Here is a 15,557-nt window from a genome sequence, read left to right as displayed (position 1 = left end):
GGAGGGCGGGAATGCTGGAATGGCAGGAGCATTTTCCAGCCATGGCATTTCACGGTCGTGGGAGGCGATCTCTGCTGCCTCTTCTCTAGCATCAAGCTGTCTGTAGGCGGCGCTAACAGGCAACGCCGGTGCATCAAGGAGGACAAAGGGATCTGCTCAGCCGACCATCCGCGCCACGGATGGCGCGGCTGAGCCTCCAGGGAGGGATTCACGGCGAGTCGGGGGAGCGGGCCCTTTGTTCGACTTTTATACAAAAATGAAATAGATCATTTGTTTAGTGGGATTGGTATAAGCGCTCCGATATGACAATAAACTTGTTTATCGGCTGCAGTCTGAGTAATAAGGATGACACCTTGGTACCGGGACAGACTGATGCATTTTGCGAATCAACGGGTGTATCGGTTATTTTTTTGCTTTTATTTGCCATAACGCCATGAGCTTTATATGGGTATTAGGCAGGGCTTCTGTTAAACTTTTATGACTACAACTTAGCAATAGATTAATAATATGACCGAACCTGTTATTTCCCGGTCTCTACCACCGCTTCCCCAGTCATTTTTCTCCTTATGCTGATCTCCGTTATTGAGCAGGCCATTCTCATTCTTGCCTCGGGCTGGCTGCTGACCATGAACATTCGTCGGGGGCAGCAATATCCCCGGCTGATGGTGCTGACTACCGCTTTCTGGTTTGCCGCTATCGCCATAGCCTGCATGTCGTTACCCTTTATGCTTGGCCCCGGCGTGCTGCTGGATGTTCGCGATGCGGTGTTTTTTGTCGCCGGTTTATTTGGTGGCCCTCTGGCGGGAGGGTTGGCGTTGCTGATGGCCGGCGGGTTCCGGTTTTGGCTGGACGGTGCGGGTGTGTTCCCCGGTATTGCGGGCATGGTTATTGCACTGACTGCAGGCCTGGGTATGCGCTATGCACTTCAGCAGCGCTGGTTACGACTGAATGTGTGGTCATTGTTGCCGGTAACGCTGCTGTTGAATGTAATAAAGATGGGGCTGCTTTATCTGATGGTGGAGCCGCAACAGCAGCCACATATTTTATCCCTGACCCTGCCGTTCCTCATTATCGTGGTTCCACTGACTCTGATTCTGGTCTTTATTCTCAAGGATGCAGAACAACGGGGACGTGAGCAGCAGGCCTTGCGTGACAGTGAGGCCAGGCTGACGGCCATTACCAGTGCGCTGCCCGATACCATGTGCGTTATCGATGAAGACGGATGCTACCTGGATGTGATGGCAGAAAATACCAATGAGCTTTATGCGACCACCGGCAGCATGGTCGGTAAAACGGTATGGGATATATTCCCTGACGAGCAAGCGGAAACCTTTCTGACCTTTATTCGCCGGACCCTGAAGCTGAACACGGTCAATACCCTGATTTATGACGTTGAGACGAGTGGCGGGCCGCGCACCTTTGAATGTGTGGCACAAATACTGAAAAGCCAGCCCGGCGACAAGGCGGCGGTGGTGACATTGAATCGGGATATCAGCGCCCGGGTAAAAAATGAAACGGAGCTACGTATCGCGGCGGTGGCTTTTGAAAGTTTTCAGGGCATGCTGGTCACCGATAAAAATAACCGTATCTTGCGAATAAATCGGGCCTTTAGCGAGATCACCGGATACACCCAGGAAGAGCTGATAGGAAAAACGCCGGCGATATTCAGCTCCGGCAAGCATGACGGCGAGTTTTACCGTCAGATGTGGCACAGCATCAATACCCGGGGTCACTGGCAGGGTGAAATTTGTGACAAACGCAAGTCCGGCAAACTGTACCCTCAGTTGTTGTCGATCAGTGAGGTCAAGGATGCTCAGGGACAACGTAGTCATTATGTGGCCCAGATTAACGATATTACCGATCGGAAAAACGATGCCGAAAAAATCAATCACCTGGCATTTTATGACGTATTGACTGGCCTGCCGAATCGCCGCCTGTTGCTCGAGCGTATCACTCAGACGCGGTTAAAAAGTGTTGAATACGGCAAGCTTGGCGCCATGATTTTGATCGATCTTGATAACTTCAAAAATATTAATGATCTCTGGGGACACTCCGTTGGCGACAAGCTTTTGCTGCAGGTCGCAGGTCGGTTGCGAGAAGTGGCAGGACAACAGGATACACTCGCCCGGTTAGGAAGTGATCAGTTTGCGCTCTTGCTCGATGCCCAATTCGAAAATCAGGCGCAGCTGATGGACAGGCTCGAGCATATCAGTCATGCCTTGCTGGACAGTCTCGATCAGCCTTATGCTCATGAAGAGTTGAAGCTGCGCAGCAGTGGCTGTCTGGGGGTGGTGATGCTGGATGCCGACAGCCTCTTGGCAGAAGAGCTGTTACGCCAGGCCGAACTGGCGATGTATGAGGCCAAAGCGGCCGGCAAGGGGGAAATTCGTTTCTTCGATCCGGAAATGCAGGAAGTGATTTCCCAGCGGTTGTTACTGGAAGAAGACATCGTTCGTGGTCTGCATGCGGGTGAGTTCAATGTCTATTTTCAGCCCCAGTTCAACGATGATGGCGGCATGACCGGCACCGAAGCCCTGGTGCGTTGGCATCATCCCGAGCGGGGTATTCTGGCTCCCGGTGCCTTTATCGAGGTAGCAGAAGCCGCCGGCTTGATGAACCAGATAGACCATGTTGTGCTGCAGCGTTCTTGCGAGCAAATGGCTTCCTGGGCCCGGTTAGAGGCCTTCAGCAACGTCACCGTATCGGTGAATATCAGCTCCATTCAGTTGTATCAGCCCGGTTTTGTACAAGAGGTGCTCAACATTCTGCAACAGACCGGCGCCAACCCAGCACTGCTCAAGCTGGAACTGACCGAATCGATGCTGCTTACCGACATGCCGCAGGCCATCTCACGTATGAGGTTGCTCAAGCAGTCCGGTATTCGTTTTGCCATTGATGATTTCGGCACCGGCTATTCGTCGCTGCATTATCTACAACAGTTGCCACTGGATCAGCTGAAGATAGATCAGTCTTTTGTGCGAGGTCTGCCTTATGACAGCAACAGCCTGGCTATTATCCGGGCGATTATCGCCATGGCCAAGAGCCTGGAGCTGGAAGTGATTGCCGAAGGGGTAGAAACCGAAGCACAACGAGCCATACTGTTGAATAATGGTTGCCGCCTGTATCAAGGATACTTGTTTGCCCGCCCCGGACAGGCATCGGACGTAGAAGCTCTGGTGTTTGAGGCCGCTGAACATGGCTATCATTATGAAGCGTAAGCCACAGCTATGTTTGACCGGGCAGTGAATCAAACAGCCAGACCAAGATAAGATGGTCTGGCTGTTTTTATGGAGTGATGTTTAGACCGATTCTGTTATCAACGAACGGTTGCGACCTTGTTGCTTGGCCAGGTAGAGCGCCTTGTCGGCCTGCTTCAGTGCCTCGTTGATTGTAAGCGCTGGGCCGGGCCAGTGGGCGATGCCCAGCGAGATGGTAATAAAGCCAGCCGTTGGCATTTCAAAACCGGCGACCTGCAATCGCAGGCGCTCGGCGATATCGAGCGCCAAGGTCAAATCGAGGCCGGGCAGAAAAATCATGAACTCTTCCCCTCCGCTACGACACAGGGCATCCCCTTTTCTGGCATGATCTCTCATCAGTCTGGCCAAGGCCTGTATCACCTTGTCACCGATGTCGTGACCATGGGTATCGTTTACCCGTTTGAAATGGTCGATATCCAGGGTGATGATGGCAAATGGTTGCCGTTCTTCCCGATACTCGTCGAGTACCTGTTGCATGCCCCGACGGTTGAGCAAACCGGTCATGGCATCGGTATGACTGTCGTTATGCAACTGACTGATTTTATCATTGAGCAGGCCCATTCCCTTGAGAATGGCCCGCTTGAGTTGAGCGGCTTCGAAGTACCAGGAAGGGATACCGGAAATACTCTGCTGTATCTCTTTCTTGTCCATCAGCCTGGCGCCTTTGGCCAATTGCCACAGCGGTAGGGAAATAAAGGTAGCAGACAACCAGATACCGGCCAGGGTAAACAGTACCAGCGGCATGCTCTTGATAAACACATTGATGATATGACCGTCGAGTCCGGCCAGCGTCGCTTGTTGTGGCCTTTGCGCCACCACGCCCCAACCGGATCTGGTTACCGGTGCAAAGCCGGCCAGCATCTCTATGCCCCGAGAGTTGATCGCGGTATGCGAATGCTCTGTGCCGGCGGTGACTTCGTCGATGGCCAGATTATTGGCTACCCGCTGGCCGATACGGTGTGCGTCGGGATGGTAAATCAGGGTTTTATGGCGATCGACCACATAAAGGTAGGATCCATCCTGGTAATAATGCTTGCCGAGGATAGAGCCCAGTATATTGTCCTGCTGCAGATAGATGGTGCCGGCGATGTAGCCGAGATAGTGACCGTTATCGTTAAAAATAGGGTGCGACAGGCTGATAATGTAGTTGCCGGCAGGCGAGATAAAAGGATCGGTGATCAGCGGTTTTTTGGCATCAATGGATTGTTGTGCTCCGGGTGAAGAAAGCGTGAAGCCTTTAACCTGAAGTGTTTCTGGCGAGGTAGCGACAATCACCGCGTTTGCATCGACGATCACCACCGAATTGAAGCTATCGGACTGTTGGTTCAGACGACGAACTTCATCCATCAGGGCGGACTTATTGTGCATCTGCGAGCCAAGCAGACTCGCGCTGTATGCCAGTTGATCCTGTGCCGACTTGAGAAAAGCATCCGTCATTTCGGCCAGCTTGGCCGCATAGACCCGGTTGGCTTCCAGGGTATTGTTGATCAGCAGGGCATGCTGAACCTTGTAGGTAGCATAAAAACTGTTGCCGAGGGTGATCAGCACGCTGAACACCGCCAGAGCCAGAATCAGACTACGGAGATTGAGCTTCGGAAGGGAAGTAAGGGACATTAGAATGAAAAGCCTGTAAATAAGCAGCCGGACGCGATGATGTTAGTATTTTAAGGGATTCTAATGAAACACATCGTGTAATGCCACCTTGAGCAGCACCGTATTCAGCGATATATGAGAAACGGTGGGCTAAGGCATGGTAACTATTTGATACCCAATAAAAAGGCCCCTTGCGGGGCCTTTCCAATCGATTGGTGGAGCTGGCGGGATTTGAAAAGGCGCCCTCAAAACCTCCGCTAGGCCTCTATATTGGTGATTCTATAGCGTTTATCCTGAAAAAACTACCTGAAGCTGTGACTTATCTGTCTTTTCAGATGTTCAAGTTATTGCCAAGGTAAGTCATGACTAATAAATGTGGTGTGGCATCCTGCTACAAAACCAAAGCCGGTGTTTTTTATCTTCGTTACTACTATCCCGTTCATCTGAGAGCCAAACTTCCGGAACTGCCGCAGGATTTTCGGATGTCACTGAAGACTAAGACTCTTCGTGAGGCTAGGCGGCGCAGCATGGCTCTGGAGTATCACCTGGACAGGGTGATACAGGCGTGGAGTCATCTTGGTAGTAGGGAGCTTGCCGAAAAATTTGCTCAGGAACGGATAAGAATCAAGCAGCATCCGGTGCTCAGTATCGGTTACCACGAGGCTATCAAGGGCAACCATATCCGCAATATGCTGATGACGGTTGGTGTGGAGCCTTTTGGTTTACCCGCCATACACAGCGGAAGTGCGTTCTCGGAACAGCCTGTAGCGTTAAAGGTTGAGCAATCCGTTTTGTCCTCGCAGAACCGTTCAAACCAAATATCATTCCGTGAAGTAGCGGAGGCGTATCTGTTCGAGAAGGAAAGCTCCGGTGAATGGACGGACAGAACCCTTAAAAACAGGAAAGCGAAGCTCAGGAACATCGTTGAGCTGGTTGGAGCAGAGACAATTTTTGAACGTATGACGACCAAGGATGTTTTCAAGGTTCGAGATTTCATCTACCGCTTTCCCAAGAATAGAACCAAGATGCCGAACGTCCGGGACAAGACGTTGAGCCAGGTATTTCAGATGTCTCTGGATGCTTACGAAGTGCTCGATCATCAGACTGCTAACAACATGCTCGGAGTGTTTAAGGACATCTGTGCCTATGGGATTCCTCGCTTTCATACGGACGACATCATTGCCTCGTTAAAGCCCCGACAAAAGGCAAAAGCAAGGCGGGGCAGAAAGCGGAGCTTTGCCACGCTGAATAAGGAGAAGCTCCAGGCACTGCTGTCTGCGCACCATTACACGAGTGTAGATAAGCGTATCAGGGTGAACTACACGCCGGACAAGTTCTGGGTTCCGCTCATCGGCATGTTCTCCGGGGCCAGGGTGGGAGAAATCCTTCAGCTGAGAGTGTGTGATGTCGTGGAATCGGTCGCTCACGGTTGCTGGTATTTTGATCTCAACGACGAACACGAAGGAAAGCGTTTGAAGACGGACAACAGCCGGCGTTGGGTGCCGATTCACTCTTCCCTGTTGAAGCTGGGCTTTCTGGAGTTTATGACCAGCCGGGGAGAGGGGGACGACAAGTTGTTTAAGGAGGTTACATACTCCGGGCAGGACGATGACACCAACAGCTTTGGCAAATGGTTTGAGCGCACACTCAGAAAGGAGATTGGCTGGTCTGCTGCCCGTAAGGAAACCTTTCACAGCCTGCGGCATACCTTCGTTGATAACCTCAGACGCACGGCTGGGCTGCATGACTGGGAGATCGCCTCCGTGGTTGGGCACTTGCCCTCAGATGAGGGGCTGACGACTCTGGGGTATGGCAGTCACCGGATAGAGCTGAGTGATAAGAAGGCGTATATCGAGCAGCTAAACTACGGGGTCGACTTAGCCGCTCTCTCCTGGGAGCGTTATCGCCGGTGCTTTTTGGATTAACCGATATTGTCACTAACTGATAACGGTCAGCTCATAATGAACGGGTTCCCCGGCATTTGGGGAACTTGGAGCAGCCCCAGAACAGTTGTCCTGCGTTGGCCCCTTGGTGAGCTTTGCGTTTTACCATGGGGGCTGTGCATCTGGGGCATTGAGCACTGGTTGGGGGCGGTGTCGAGACTGGCTGAGAGTTATTGGTAACGGAAGCTTGCTGACGTTTGAGCCCTTCCTCGGCCAGCGTCATTTTGGCCTGCATCAGCATGTCATCCAGTGCCTTGCCATCTATCAGGCTGAGGAGCTTGCCACTGGCAAATGCTTTGGCTTCCTCCGTGAAGTCACCGGATGTGACAACAAAGCCTCCGTGCGCACCGGCACCTGCCATTACGCCATATAATTCACGGACTACTGATACACCCACACATTTGGCTTTCCAGTGTTTGCATTGCACGAAGAAGCGCTGACCGTCCTTTCGCAGCTGAACATCCACGCCGCCATCGGGGCCATTCTCACCCCCGTCAATCACACGGTATCCCTGTTGTCGGAATGCCTGACCCACCAGCAGTTCGAACTCTTTCCAGCTCATCTCGTTAGCAGGAAAAGCTGGAAGAGGGGAGGTAGAGGGCTTTGCTGAAGTAGCAACATATCGGTGGGCAAGACGCCGGCCTTTGAGTGCCTTTATGGCAGATAACCCAGCCCCTAGAGTGAACGCCACGGGAATAAAGAACTGCATGGCTATGAAGAATGGCCGCAGCATCAGTTCGGTCAGATTGGTCGGAACACCGGAGCCGGGAGTCATTTCAACCGTAAATGGTTGATCGGAAAAATGATCGAGGATCAGGTAGCTGATCAGTGCAAGTAACAAGCTCAGCCACCAGGGTAACATAGCCGCGATGTCTATCATGTCTTCAATGGGCGACTGCCGGCGTCTTCTTGCCATTTCCATATCCTTATGCAAGCGATGAAAGTGCCAATCGAAAATCACAAAAAACAGCTGCGGTGATGTCGTCTGGGGTATTAGATTATGGTTCTGTTTGAGTATACCTCAACGAATCCAGCGCCAGCACCGGGATTACTGGTTCAGTAAGTCGGTGCTGGCTATGTAAAGCAGACCTGAATTGTTAAACCACTTTTGACAGACCAACAGGTGAGAAATGACATCACGAGTGTATGGCTATCTGAGAGCATCAACCAATGAACAGGACGTCAGTCGTGCCAGAGCACCACTTCTTACCTTTGCCGCAGAGCAGGGGCTGACGGTGGATGCTTGGTTTACGGAGAACGAATCAGGAGCCACGTTACAGCGTCCGGAGTTGTTCCGGCTACTGGAGATAGCCCGCACCGATGACGTGCTTCTGGTAGAGCAGGTAGACCGTCTGAGCCGTTTGAACGGCAATGACTGGGAGCGGCTACAGGGGCTTATCAAGTCCAAGGGCGTGCGCGTGGTGGCTCTGGATTTACCTACGAGTCATCAACTGCTGCATACCGGTGATGAGTTTACCAACCGTATGCTGGGTGCCATCAATGGCATGATGCTCGACATGCTGGCCGCCATTGCCCGTAAGGACTATGAAGACAGACGCCGGAGACAGAGGCAGGGGATTACCAAGGCGAAAGCCGAGGGTCGTTACCGTGGCCGCCCTGTGGATGAACGCCTGCATGCCAGCGTGCGTGAACTGCTGATGGATGGCAAAAGCTACAGCAAGGTAATGGAAATCATGAATTGCTCAAGGGCCACTGTTGCAAAAGTAGCGAGGGAAATGAAAGAGTCACCGGTAAATAGTTAATACACGAAAGGTAACTGTGAGGTTTGCACAGTTACTTTATTCATAATGCCAGGTTTTAGTGTTTGAGCGCCAGAGTCATCAGGATTAGAATAAGTAACCAATTACATACTTTGATTATGTAGTGGCAATAAAAAACCCACCCTTACATCTGTAAGAGGTGGGTAACGTAAATACTTATTTTAAGAAATGTAAGCTATCATGAACTCTGATTATGAACAAGAAGTAACGTGCCCCGAAAAGCATTTATCGCTAATTGATAAGCTCCGGGCGCGCAGAGAGCGATATGAGTGGGAACTGAAAAACAGTTTTGAACACCATATTTTTGATATCTATAGAGATGGAAAAAGTAGGAAGAAAGTAAGTAACGATGGAGAGATGGTTTGGGATAGAAAAAACAAGAGCCTAAAAAGATTGATGAAATACGCTGGTCTCGACGATCTTGATTTAGGTCTTATTGGCTTTATTTTTGCTGATTATCTACTTAATAATCAACATCTTTTGAAAGTGGATGGTAGTGTTGGTGAAACTTACTACAGTAATACGGTGGCTAGGGACTTCTCTCTCTACTTGCGCAAAGAGTATGGTATCAAAGTTGGCACTATAGGACTTAGTTTACCTGATTTAAAGTATATGAGTAAAAAGCAAAGAGGATTGATTCATTCTGCCTATCAGGCTTTAGCTTTACTGCAGCGAGCAATCAGACAAAATGGTAGATTGGTCTCTTTTACATTGTTGTTACCTACTGAGTTAGTTCAAAAGCAGCTCGATTCTGGAGGCTTAGAAAATGCTAGAAAGAAAATCGCAAGGAAAATTACAGATTCATTAAAAGATCTGAAGGATGACATGATGGTAAATCTGGAACTGGAGTTGCCGGAAGTTGGAGAGGGGATACATAACCCACATCTTCACGGATTGGTGATCATACCTGGTCCTTGTGACAATGAATTAGAGTTTAAATACGCTAAGGATCGTATTCGAAAGATAATGATCTCTGCTGTAGGAAAAACCAACAATGCAAGGCATCAGCTTCAGTTTGATAGCTTCTACTCTCAAGGTTGGATGACATACATAAGGAAAAATATAGAGGCTGTTTCTGAGCTTATTGGTGGTTCTGCAAACATCAGCTCAAACCCGGTGCGCGCCGCAGGCACAGCTTTTTACAACATTGTTAAGGCAGAAATGGAATCGAAAGAACGTGTCCTGGAAGTCTCCACCAAGGCACTTAGCTCTAGTGAACTCTGAGCTAGAGTGGGGATAAGTCAGCTAACATTTTTCGGAAAAAGTCCGAAAAACTCTCTCTGAAATCTGCTCCTGAAATCCTCTGAAGCCCGCGCCAGCTCTGCTCTGGCGCTTTCTCTCCAGCTTCCGGTTCAACTGTTACTGTAGTTCTAATATATATATTACTTATTACAGTTACTCTCTACAGTCATCCTCCTATGGAGAAGAGCATCTACAGAAGCAACTATCATAGAGAGTAGCCTCTGCAGGAACAGCAGAAGAAAACCTCAATCAGAGATCAACCACTTCAGAAAAATCTGCGGAAAAATTTTGACGGCTGAATGAGGTCTGCTTGATGTTCTCTACTGGTAAGCAGTAAGCATTCTCCGGAGAGGTTATCTTCTGTCTTCTCCCTACTGCTGATGTAGTCTGACGGCGAGCCGGTTACGGCGAGTCGTCCTGTAAGTTTGCATAAAGTGATGTTCATAACGCATACACAAAAAATTCGTCGGCGAAAATTTCCGGTCGTCGAGCCTGCGACAGCAGCGAGCGACCGGCTGTTACTTCTTCGGTGATGTTCAGTTTCTGCTGTTATGTGAAGAGTGCAGTCTTCCGAGCAGACATGGTTACTGATGTATGAAGTGATGGTCTTTCTGGGGAGGGTAAGTATTTTGCTTTCACTGTGGTGATGCTCTTTTCTGAAGATTACAGGTTGTGAAGGTAATGCTCTTCGAGGCAGTCATCTTCCAGAGAGGGATAAGGTTACTCGAGTGCGGCTATCTACAGGGAACGGTCTTTTCTGAAGGCATGAACTCACCGTATTGCTGAGATTCTTTGGAATACTCTCTGTAATCCATTTTAAGCGTTCTGACATCTGACTCTATATATACGCAGCAGGAAATATAATAGATAGTGTTACAGGGCTTCTGAGAGCATTTAAATGCTATTCAGGAAGTTGATTGAGACTATCCGGATAGCTTTTCAGTGTTGAATGCTCTTTTCAGAGGTTACATGCTGTGAAAGTAATGTCTTTCTGACGGGATACTGATTTTGTAGAGGGAGATTACTCATGGAGCTGTTACTTTCTACAGTGAAACTGTCTTTCTGGTAGGGCATGAAATCACCGGATTTTTGGGAGCTTTAAAATAAGCTCTCTATAATCGATTTTAAGCGCTTTAGAAACTCCCCTATACATGCGTAGCAGGAAGCTCATTGAAGTTCTATAGAGAGCTTCTGAGAGCGTTTAAATGATATTCAGAAAGCTGATTGAGACTATCCGGATAGCTCTACTGTGCTGAATCCATTGTGGTTGTTCGTTTTTTGATTGATTTCGCATTTTCCCTGGGAAGACACTGTGCTGTTGTAAAAAGATCCATTTGCAATGCAGCAGGATTTTTTTGTGCTGATGAGCTGTCCGGTATGAGTTGGTAATAACTACATCTTTAGTTTATTGAGATGAACGGACAGCAAATCACCGGAAAGTGAAAGTCCTAGAAAAAACCGGGGTTTCTCTGGGTAGTCCAGGCACTATCTGCGATGATTTTGAAAACAACCTTATAGCTTTGCTGCTCAGATACAGACAAATGCCATACATCCGGGAGTAGCAGACGGTTACAACCTTATAGCTTCAGCACCCAATCAAAGGGGAGTGGTTGTATATTCGCCGTTTATCACTCTTGTAAAAAGGCTTGGCCGCTCACTGAAAGCGGGTTAGCGTCCGGAAAAGTCCTTTGGAGAGCTAATCATGTCGCTGAATGTGAAAAAAGCACGCTGGGTGCGCAAGCTGAATAACGGCGCCTACACCATGGAATCCACGAATGTGCTGACCAGCACGCAGCTGATCTGTAAGAGCTGTGGTATTTACCGTGCCTGCCCGATACATGAGAGCATGGAGCGATTTGCCGTGGTCGCCGATATCTCGGTGCGTAACTGCCGAAAGTATGTGCCGCTGCTGTTGTGTCGTCGTCCGGTGATGGAAAGCTTGGGAGACGAACTGCTGGTGCTGCGCCGTGGCACGGGCTGGCATGAGCTGCTGCATCATGGGCGGGAGCTGGTCGCACTCACGGATCGTTTCAGTGAAACGGTATTCGCCTTCTACAGCGTGACCAGGCTTACCCTTGTGAACTCGCCGGATGAGTTGCTGACGCTGCTGGAAAGGCTGGATGAGACGACCATGCTGGACGAAGAGGATTCCCCGATACTGGAACAGTCGGAAAGCACCAATTGGCCGGTGACCGTGATGCTGTTGCAGCGAATGGAAAACGAGGGGCTGTTGGGCAAAATGTGCCACAGGTAATCAGCACTATCAACCCCAGCACTGACGCGCTCTGAGCGGCATTTTCAGACGTTCTTACTGCACGGTGATACGTTGGGGTGGGGCAGCACTTAAAACGTCACAGAAAGCGGAGATCGAAGGGGATCTCCGCGACTATGTTTAGCTCATTGTCTCGCATGGTCATCAGGCATTTCAGGTTCTTCTGCCGGACACGCTTGATGCGTGCCAGCTCGGCTTTTGGAGCGGTTTCCCTGATCTGTTTACGGTAGTGAGCAAGTTTGGTGGGATTGAGTTCAGGACGCATGGATGGCTCCTTGTTCACTTTGAAGGCACTCTATCATCAAAACTGGGGTCACAGTAAAGGGAGCTTAAAGCCGTGGCTGCTATACTTGGCTTATAGCTGCATTGGCGTATAATGCGGACTCTGTGAACGGGTAAACCACATTATATGTGTTTAACCTGTTGATTTATAAGGGGTTTATTGTGATAGAGTTACTGACCGCAGCGAGTCTTTCGCTATGCCTGACCGATATCAAACAAGATGCTCACCAGCTAATGAAGGTGGGAAATCAGGTCGTTGGTGCGGCAGGCTCTTTCGTGCAGGCAACTCCATCCACTTTGTCTGTTCAGCAGACGTTGGCTGATGACGTCGTTAAAGCTGCCAGAGACCTTCAGACAAAGCTTTCTACGCTGGCTTCAAGAGTGGCCGAGATGGAAGACATAGATGAGTCTGAGCTCGATGCTGCGCTCGAACTTGTATCCAGTGCTACCTTGCAGTTTGCTGGCCAGGTCGAATACATCCAGACCGAGCTGGAGTTGAACACTGCTCCAGAAGCAACTGTTGCGGATCGGACCGTGCTGACCTCGATTGTAAGAGTGCGTAACACGTTTGAAGACCTGTTTGTGCTGCTGAAACAGTTCAAAGAAGATGAACCATTAGAATCCGGCGCTCTGTTTGCCAGCAGGGATGAGGCTCTGGCGGTGTCTGTCAAAGGGCTGATGGCTTTAGGCCTCAGTGACTATGAAGCCAGAGAGTTGGTTCACTAATCTGCATGTCTTCAAGCATTGTTTCTCCTTCCGTTGAACTGCACTTTTCCCTGATTGAGGCTCTTGGCCAGGAAAAAGCCGAGCGCTTGAAAAATCTCTTTTTTGCCTATAAAGCAGGCTGTCGACCAGAAACCTTTGGCAAGGATGTTACCTTTGATTGGCCAGCTTATGTTGCCCAATCTGAACTCCGGCATATTCACCTGCTTTCTGATGAGCAGATAAAGCGCTACAGGCGGCTGGGTGTTCGTCGACAAATAAAACAGACGAGTGATGTTTTTTTGGTCTACGTTCAGCATCTTTTCCAACGCAATCGCTATTTGTTGATAGCGATTATCCCCGAGCCTGCCCATGAGCGTTGTCGTCGTCAGCTGACCAGGCTGCCGGGCTATGCCGATATTGCCGAAGAATTTCATTCATCCTGAGTGCTTCGAGTTGACGAGGCTCTGCGCTGGAATATCCTGCTCCATAGCCTCCATAGCCTCCATAGCCTCCATAGCCTCCATAGCCTCCATAGCCTCCATAGCCTCCATAGCCTCCATAGCCTCCATAGCCTCCATAGCCTCCATAGCCAACGCAGTCTTAATGGTTAGACCAGATGCGGAAACGGTAGGAAGTGACTCTGAGGGAAACAAAAAGCCCCGCTGGGTGCGGGGCTGAATGCTGGAATAACCGTGGGTATAAGGTTAATGAGGGAGGTTGTCGGTGTGGCTATCTTATGCCAGCGCCTGATTGACGAGGGCATCGGTTAGATGAACCTGAGTCTGCCGGGACTGTTTCAGCTTGTCCTTGAGCTGGTCGCAGATCGCCATTAGTTCGTCGACCTTGGCAACTATTCGGTGTTGTTCTGTTAATGGGGGCATTATTAACCTAAAACTAGCAATTGTTTTTAAGACTAGATTTTTATTTCCTACCCCCTGTGTTCCTTCTTGTGATTGTTGATAAATAAAGGGTGACTTTATTAAGGTGGAAAGATAACTACCGCTTACCTTGTCTGCTGGAAACTTTATTAGGGCTACACTAACGAAAATACTAAATTCAATATCAGTATCAATGATAATAGGTATCCCCGTAGTGCCAACTTTAGTAAGAAGTAAGTCGCCCTTTTGGGGGTTACACCGTTTAGTAAGATCTTGATGCTGTTCTCTCGATATAAAGCGAGTGTCGCTAAAGTTTAATGCCCCGCTGCTCATGTCTTTCACAGATAGAAATGGAACACCGGAGTCAATGTATGTAGGAGTATGGTGAGCACCGTCTGTTATTTGATGCGCTATATCACCAAATCGACACCAGTCCCATCCTTTTGGCAACTCAAACGGCTTTTCATCGTCACTGATGGGCGGTAGTGGCTTTTGTTTCTTTATCTTCTTCTCTTTGACCAGTATTGCCTTCTCGGTGGCGATCTTGTCCAGCAGCACGGAGGCCGGTTCATCATCTGGATTTTGTGGCACCAGCTTACCCATGACGGCCAGTTGCAGTATGGTCTGCTTGAGTGCGTCTATGCTCTTGTCGGTAGTGAACAGGGTGTCGAAGTGCTCGGCGATCCGACCCCAGTTCTGTGCCAGCTCATCGGCATCGGCGCTGTCGGTGAGGGTAGACAGCAGGATTTCTACCAGAGTGGCATGAGCGTCGATACTGGCTTCGGTCTGCTGTTCCAGTTGATCGCACAGCGCCATTAGCTCGTCCACCTTGGCGACGATGCGTTGTTGCTCGCTTACTGGTGGTAAGGGCACTATTGCAGATACAGCTTTATCTGTCCCAAGTCTAGGTAAACTCATACCGTGTGTTGAGCTATCTGCATACTTAATGAAACTAGGGCTTTTCAAGAAACAACGTAAGTAGAAGGGCGAAAAATCTGCATAACAGGTGATTGGAATGATTTCAGTTGTGCATACACCTGCTTCATCAGAGACTAAAACCTTGTCTAAATATGGACGTAGCTTTCCATATAGGACATCTAATGGCTTAAAGACATTTTTGGTGCTTTTGAATTTACGTTCAGAAAAACGAATCTTAGTTAACAGGCGAGAGGTTTCTTTCTCTATATCTTCAAGCTCTAGCACCCATGTTTCAGGCTTGGCTGCTTTAGCTTCAACCTTATTGAGATTGCCATAGCTTGCTATCAGCCCAAGTCTTGACCATTCCCAACTTGCAGGTAGCTCAAAGTCTATTTCGCCTTCGCTAACTACCGGCAGAGCCTTGGGCTTTTTTATTTTCTTGGCTTTTATCAGCTCGGCCTTTTCGGCAGCAATGCGCTCAAGCAGCACTGAGGCCGGCTCATCAGTCGGGTCTTGCGGCACCAGCTTGCCACGCACGGCCAGCTCCAGGATCAGCTCGCGCAGTTTCTTGATGCCATAGAGCTCATACTTGTTGCTGCTGCCACGACCGGCACTGGACTTGGCCAGAATGGCGCTGGTCCAAGTGGCGATGTTGTCGGTGATCAGTTGTTGTGCCTGGCTCATGC

Annotated in this window: 11 protein-coding genes; 7 read left to right on the top strand and 4 right to left on the bottom strand. The window is 49.5% G+C overall.

The features are described from left to right. The first annotated feature begins 566 nt into the window (after positions 1–566). Positions 567–3,218 (top strand): EAL domain-containing protein, encoded by a 2,652-nt coding sequence (locus ABD827_RS11425; protein WP_344964904.1) that lies wholly within the window; start codon positions 567–569, stop codon positions 3,216–3,218. 81 nt (positions 3,219–3,299) lie between these two features. Here ABD827_RS11425 and ABD827_RS11420 read toward each other — a convergent pair whose 3' ends face one another. Further along, positions 3,300–4,871, bottom strand: a complete 1,572-nt coding sequence (locus ABD827_RS11420; protein ID WP_344964903.1) for a sensor domain-containing diguanylate cyclase — start codon at positions 4,869–4,871, stop codon at positions 3,300–3,302. Positions 4,872–5,212: 341 nt separating this feature from the next. On the opposite strand from ABD827_RS11420, the gene ABD827_RS11415 reads away from it, so the two are divergent. After that, on the top strand, positions 5,213–6,775 hold the full coding sequence (locus ABD827_RS11415; RefSeq protein ID WP_344964902.1) for a site-specific integrase: 1,563 nt from the start codon (positions 5,213–5,215) through the stop codon (positions 6,773–6,775). 31 nt (positions 6,776–6,806) lie between these two features. On the opposite strand, the gene ABD827_RS11410 is transcribed toward ABD827_RS11415, so the two are convergent. Next, positions 6,807–7,709, bottom strand: coding sequence for a restriction endonuclease (locus ABD827_RS11410; protein ID WP_344964901.1), 903 nt, complete (start codon positions 7,707–7,709; stop codon positions 6,807–6,809). Between the two features lie 214 nt (positions 7,710–7,923). On the opposite strand from ABD827_RS11410, the gene ABD827_RS11405 reads away from it, so the two are divergent. The 3 genes from ABD827_RS11405 to ABD827_RS11395 all read left to right on the top strand — a co-directional run bounded on the left by ABD827_RS11405 (position 7,924) and on the right by ABD827_RS11395 (position 12,070). Continuing rightward, positions 7,924–8,556, top strand: coding sequence for a recombinase family protein (locus tag ABD827_RS11405; RefSeq protein ID WP_344964900.1), 633 nt, complete (start codon positions 7,924–7,926; stop codon positions 8,554–8,556). 198 nt (positions 8,557–8,754) lie between these two features. Beyond that, positions 8,755–9,798 (top strand): hypothetical protein, encoded by a 1,044-nt coding sequence (locus ABD827_RS11400; RefSeq protein WP_344964899.1) that lies wholly within the window; start codon positions 8,755–8,757, stop codon positions 9,796–9,798. Positions 9,799–11,518: 1,720 nt separating this feature from the next. Beyond that, a complete protein-coding gene (locus ABD827_RS11395; protein ID WP_344964898.1) occupies positions 11,519–12,070 on the top strand; it encodes a hypothetical protein in 552 nt (183 codons plus the stop codon). A gap of 97 nt (positions 12,071–12,167) precedes the next feature. Here ABD827_RS11395 and ABD827_RS11390 read toward each other — a convergent pair whose 3' ends face one another. Next, positions 12,168–12,353 carry a hypothetical protein gene (locus tag ABD827_RS11390; RefSeq protein WP_344964897.1) on the bottom strand — a complete coding sequence of 62 codons (186 nt, stop codon included), beginning with the start codon at positions 12,351–12,353 and terminating at the stop codon, positions 12,168–12,170. Positions 12,354–12,532: 179 nt separating this feature from the next. On the opposite strand from ABD827_RS11390, the gene ABD827_RS11385 reads away from it, so the two are divergent. Both ABD827_RS11385 and ABD827_RS17825 read left to right on the top strand, forming a co-directional pair. Next, positions 12,533–13,096 (top strand): hypothetical protein, encoded by a 564-nt coding sequence (locus tag ABD827_RS11385; protein WP_344964896.1) that lies wholly within the window; start codon positions 12,533–12,535, stop codon positions 13,094–13,096. A gap of 5 nt (positions 13,097–13,101) precedes the next feature. Further along, entirely contained in the window at positions 13,102–13,518 is a 417-nt protein-coding gene (locus ABD827_RS17825; RefSeq protein WP_425567991.1) for a type II toxin-antitoxin system YafO family toxin, read from the top strand. 291 nt (positions 13,519–13,809) lie between these two features. On the opposite strand, the gene ABD827_RS11375 is transcribed toward ABD827_RS17825, so the two are convergent. Then, positions 13,810–15,555 (bottom strand): restriction endonuclease subunit S, encoded by a 1,746-nt coding sequence (locus tag ABD827_RS11375; protein ID WP_344964894.1) that lies wholly within the window; start codon positions 15,553–15,555, stop codon positions 13,810–13,812. Positions 15,556–15,557 lie beyond the last annotated feature (2 nt).

It is taken from the genome of Oceanisphaera sediminis (genome assembly GCF_039539745.1).
GTDB lineage: Bacteria > Pseudomonadota > Gammaproteobacteria > Enterobacterales > Aeromonadaceae > Oceanimonas > Oceanimonas sediminis.
Note: the sequence above shows the minus strand (reverse complement) of the source record. Positions and strands in the feature narration are given on the sequence as shown.

Coding starts and splice junctions, on each gene's coding strand:
- ABD827_RS11425 (WP_344964904.1), top strand. CDS start 567: ATGCTGATCTCCGTTATTGAGCAGGCCATTCTCATTCTTGCCTCGGGC.
- ABD827_RS11420 (WP_344964903.1), bottom strand. CDS start 4,871: ATGTCCCTTACTTCCCTTCCGAAGCTCAATCTCCGTAGTCTGATTCTG.
- ABD827_RS11415 (WP_344964902.1), top strand. CDS start 5,213: ATGACTAATAAATGTGGTGTGGCATCCTGCTACAAAACCAAAGCCGGT.
- ABD827_RS11410 (WP_344964901.1), bottom strand. CDS start 7,709: ATGGCAAGAAGACGCCGGCAGTCGCCCATTGAAGACATGATAGACATC.
- ABD827_RS11405 (WP_344964900.1), top strand. CDS start 7,924: ATGACATCACGAGTGTATGGCTATCTGAGAGCATCAACCAATGAACAG.
- ABD827_RS11400 (WP_344964899.1), top strand. CDS start 8,755: ATGAACTCTGATTATGAACAAGAAGTAACGTGCCCCGAAAAGCATTTA.
- ABD827_RS11395 (WP_344964898.1), top strand. CDS start 11,519: ATGTCGCTGAATGTGAAAAAAGCACGCTGGGTGCGCAAGCTGAATAAC.
- ABD827_RS11390 (WP_344964897.1), bottom strand. CDS start 12,353: ATGCGTCCTGAACTCAATCCCACCAAACTTGCTCACTACCGTAAACAG.
- ABD827_RS17825 (WP_425567991.1), top strand. CDS start 13,102: ATGTCTTCAAGCATTGTTTCTCCTTCCGTTGAACTGCACTTTTCCCTG.
- ABD827_RS11375 (WP_344964894.1), bottom strand. CDS start 15,555: ATGAGCCAGGCACAACAACTGATCACCGACAACATCGCCACTTGGACC.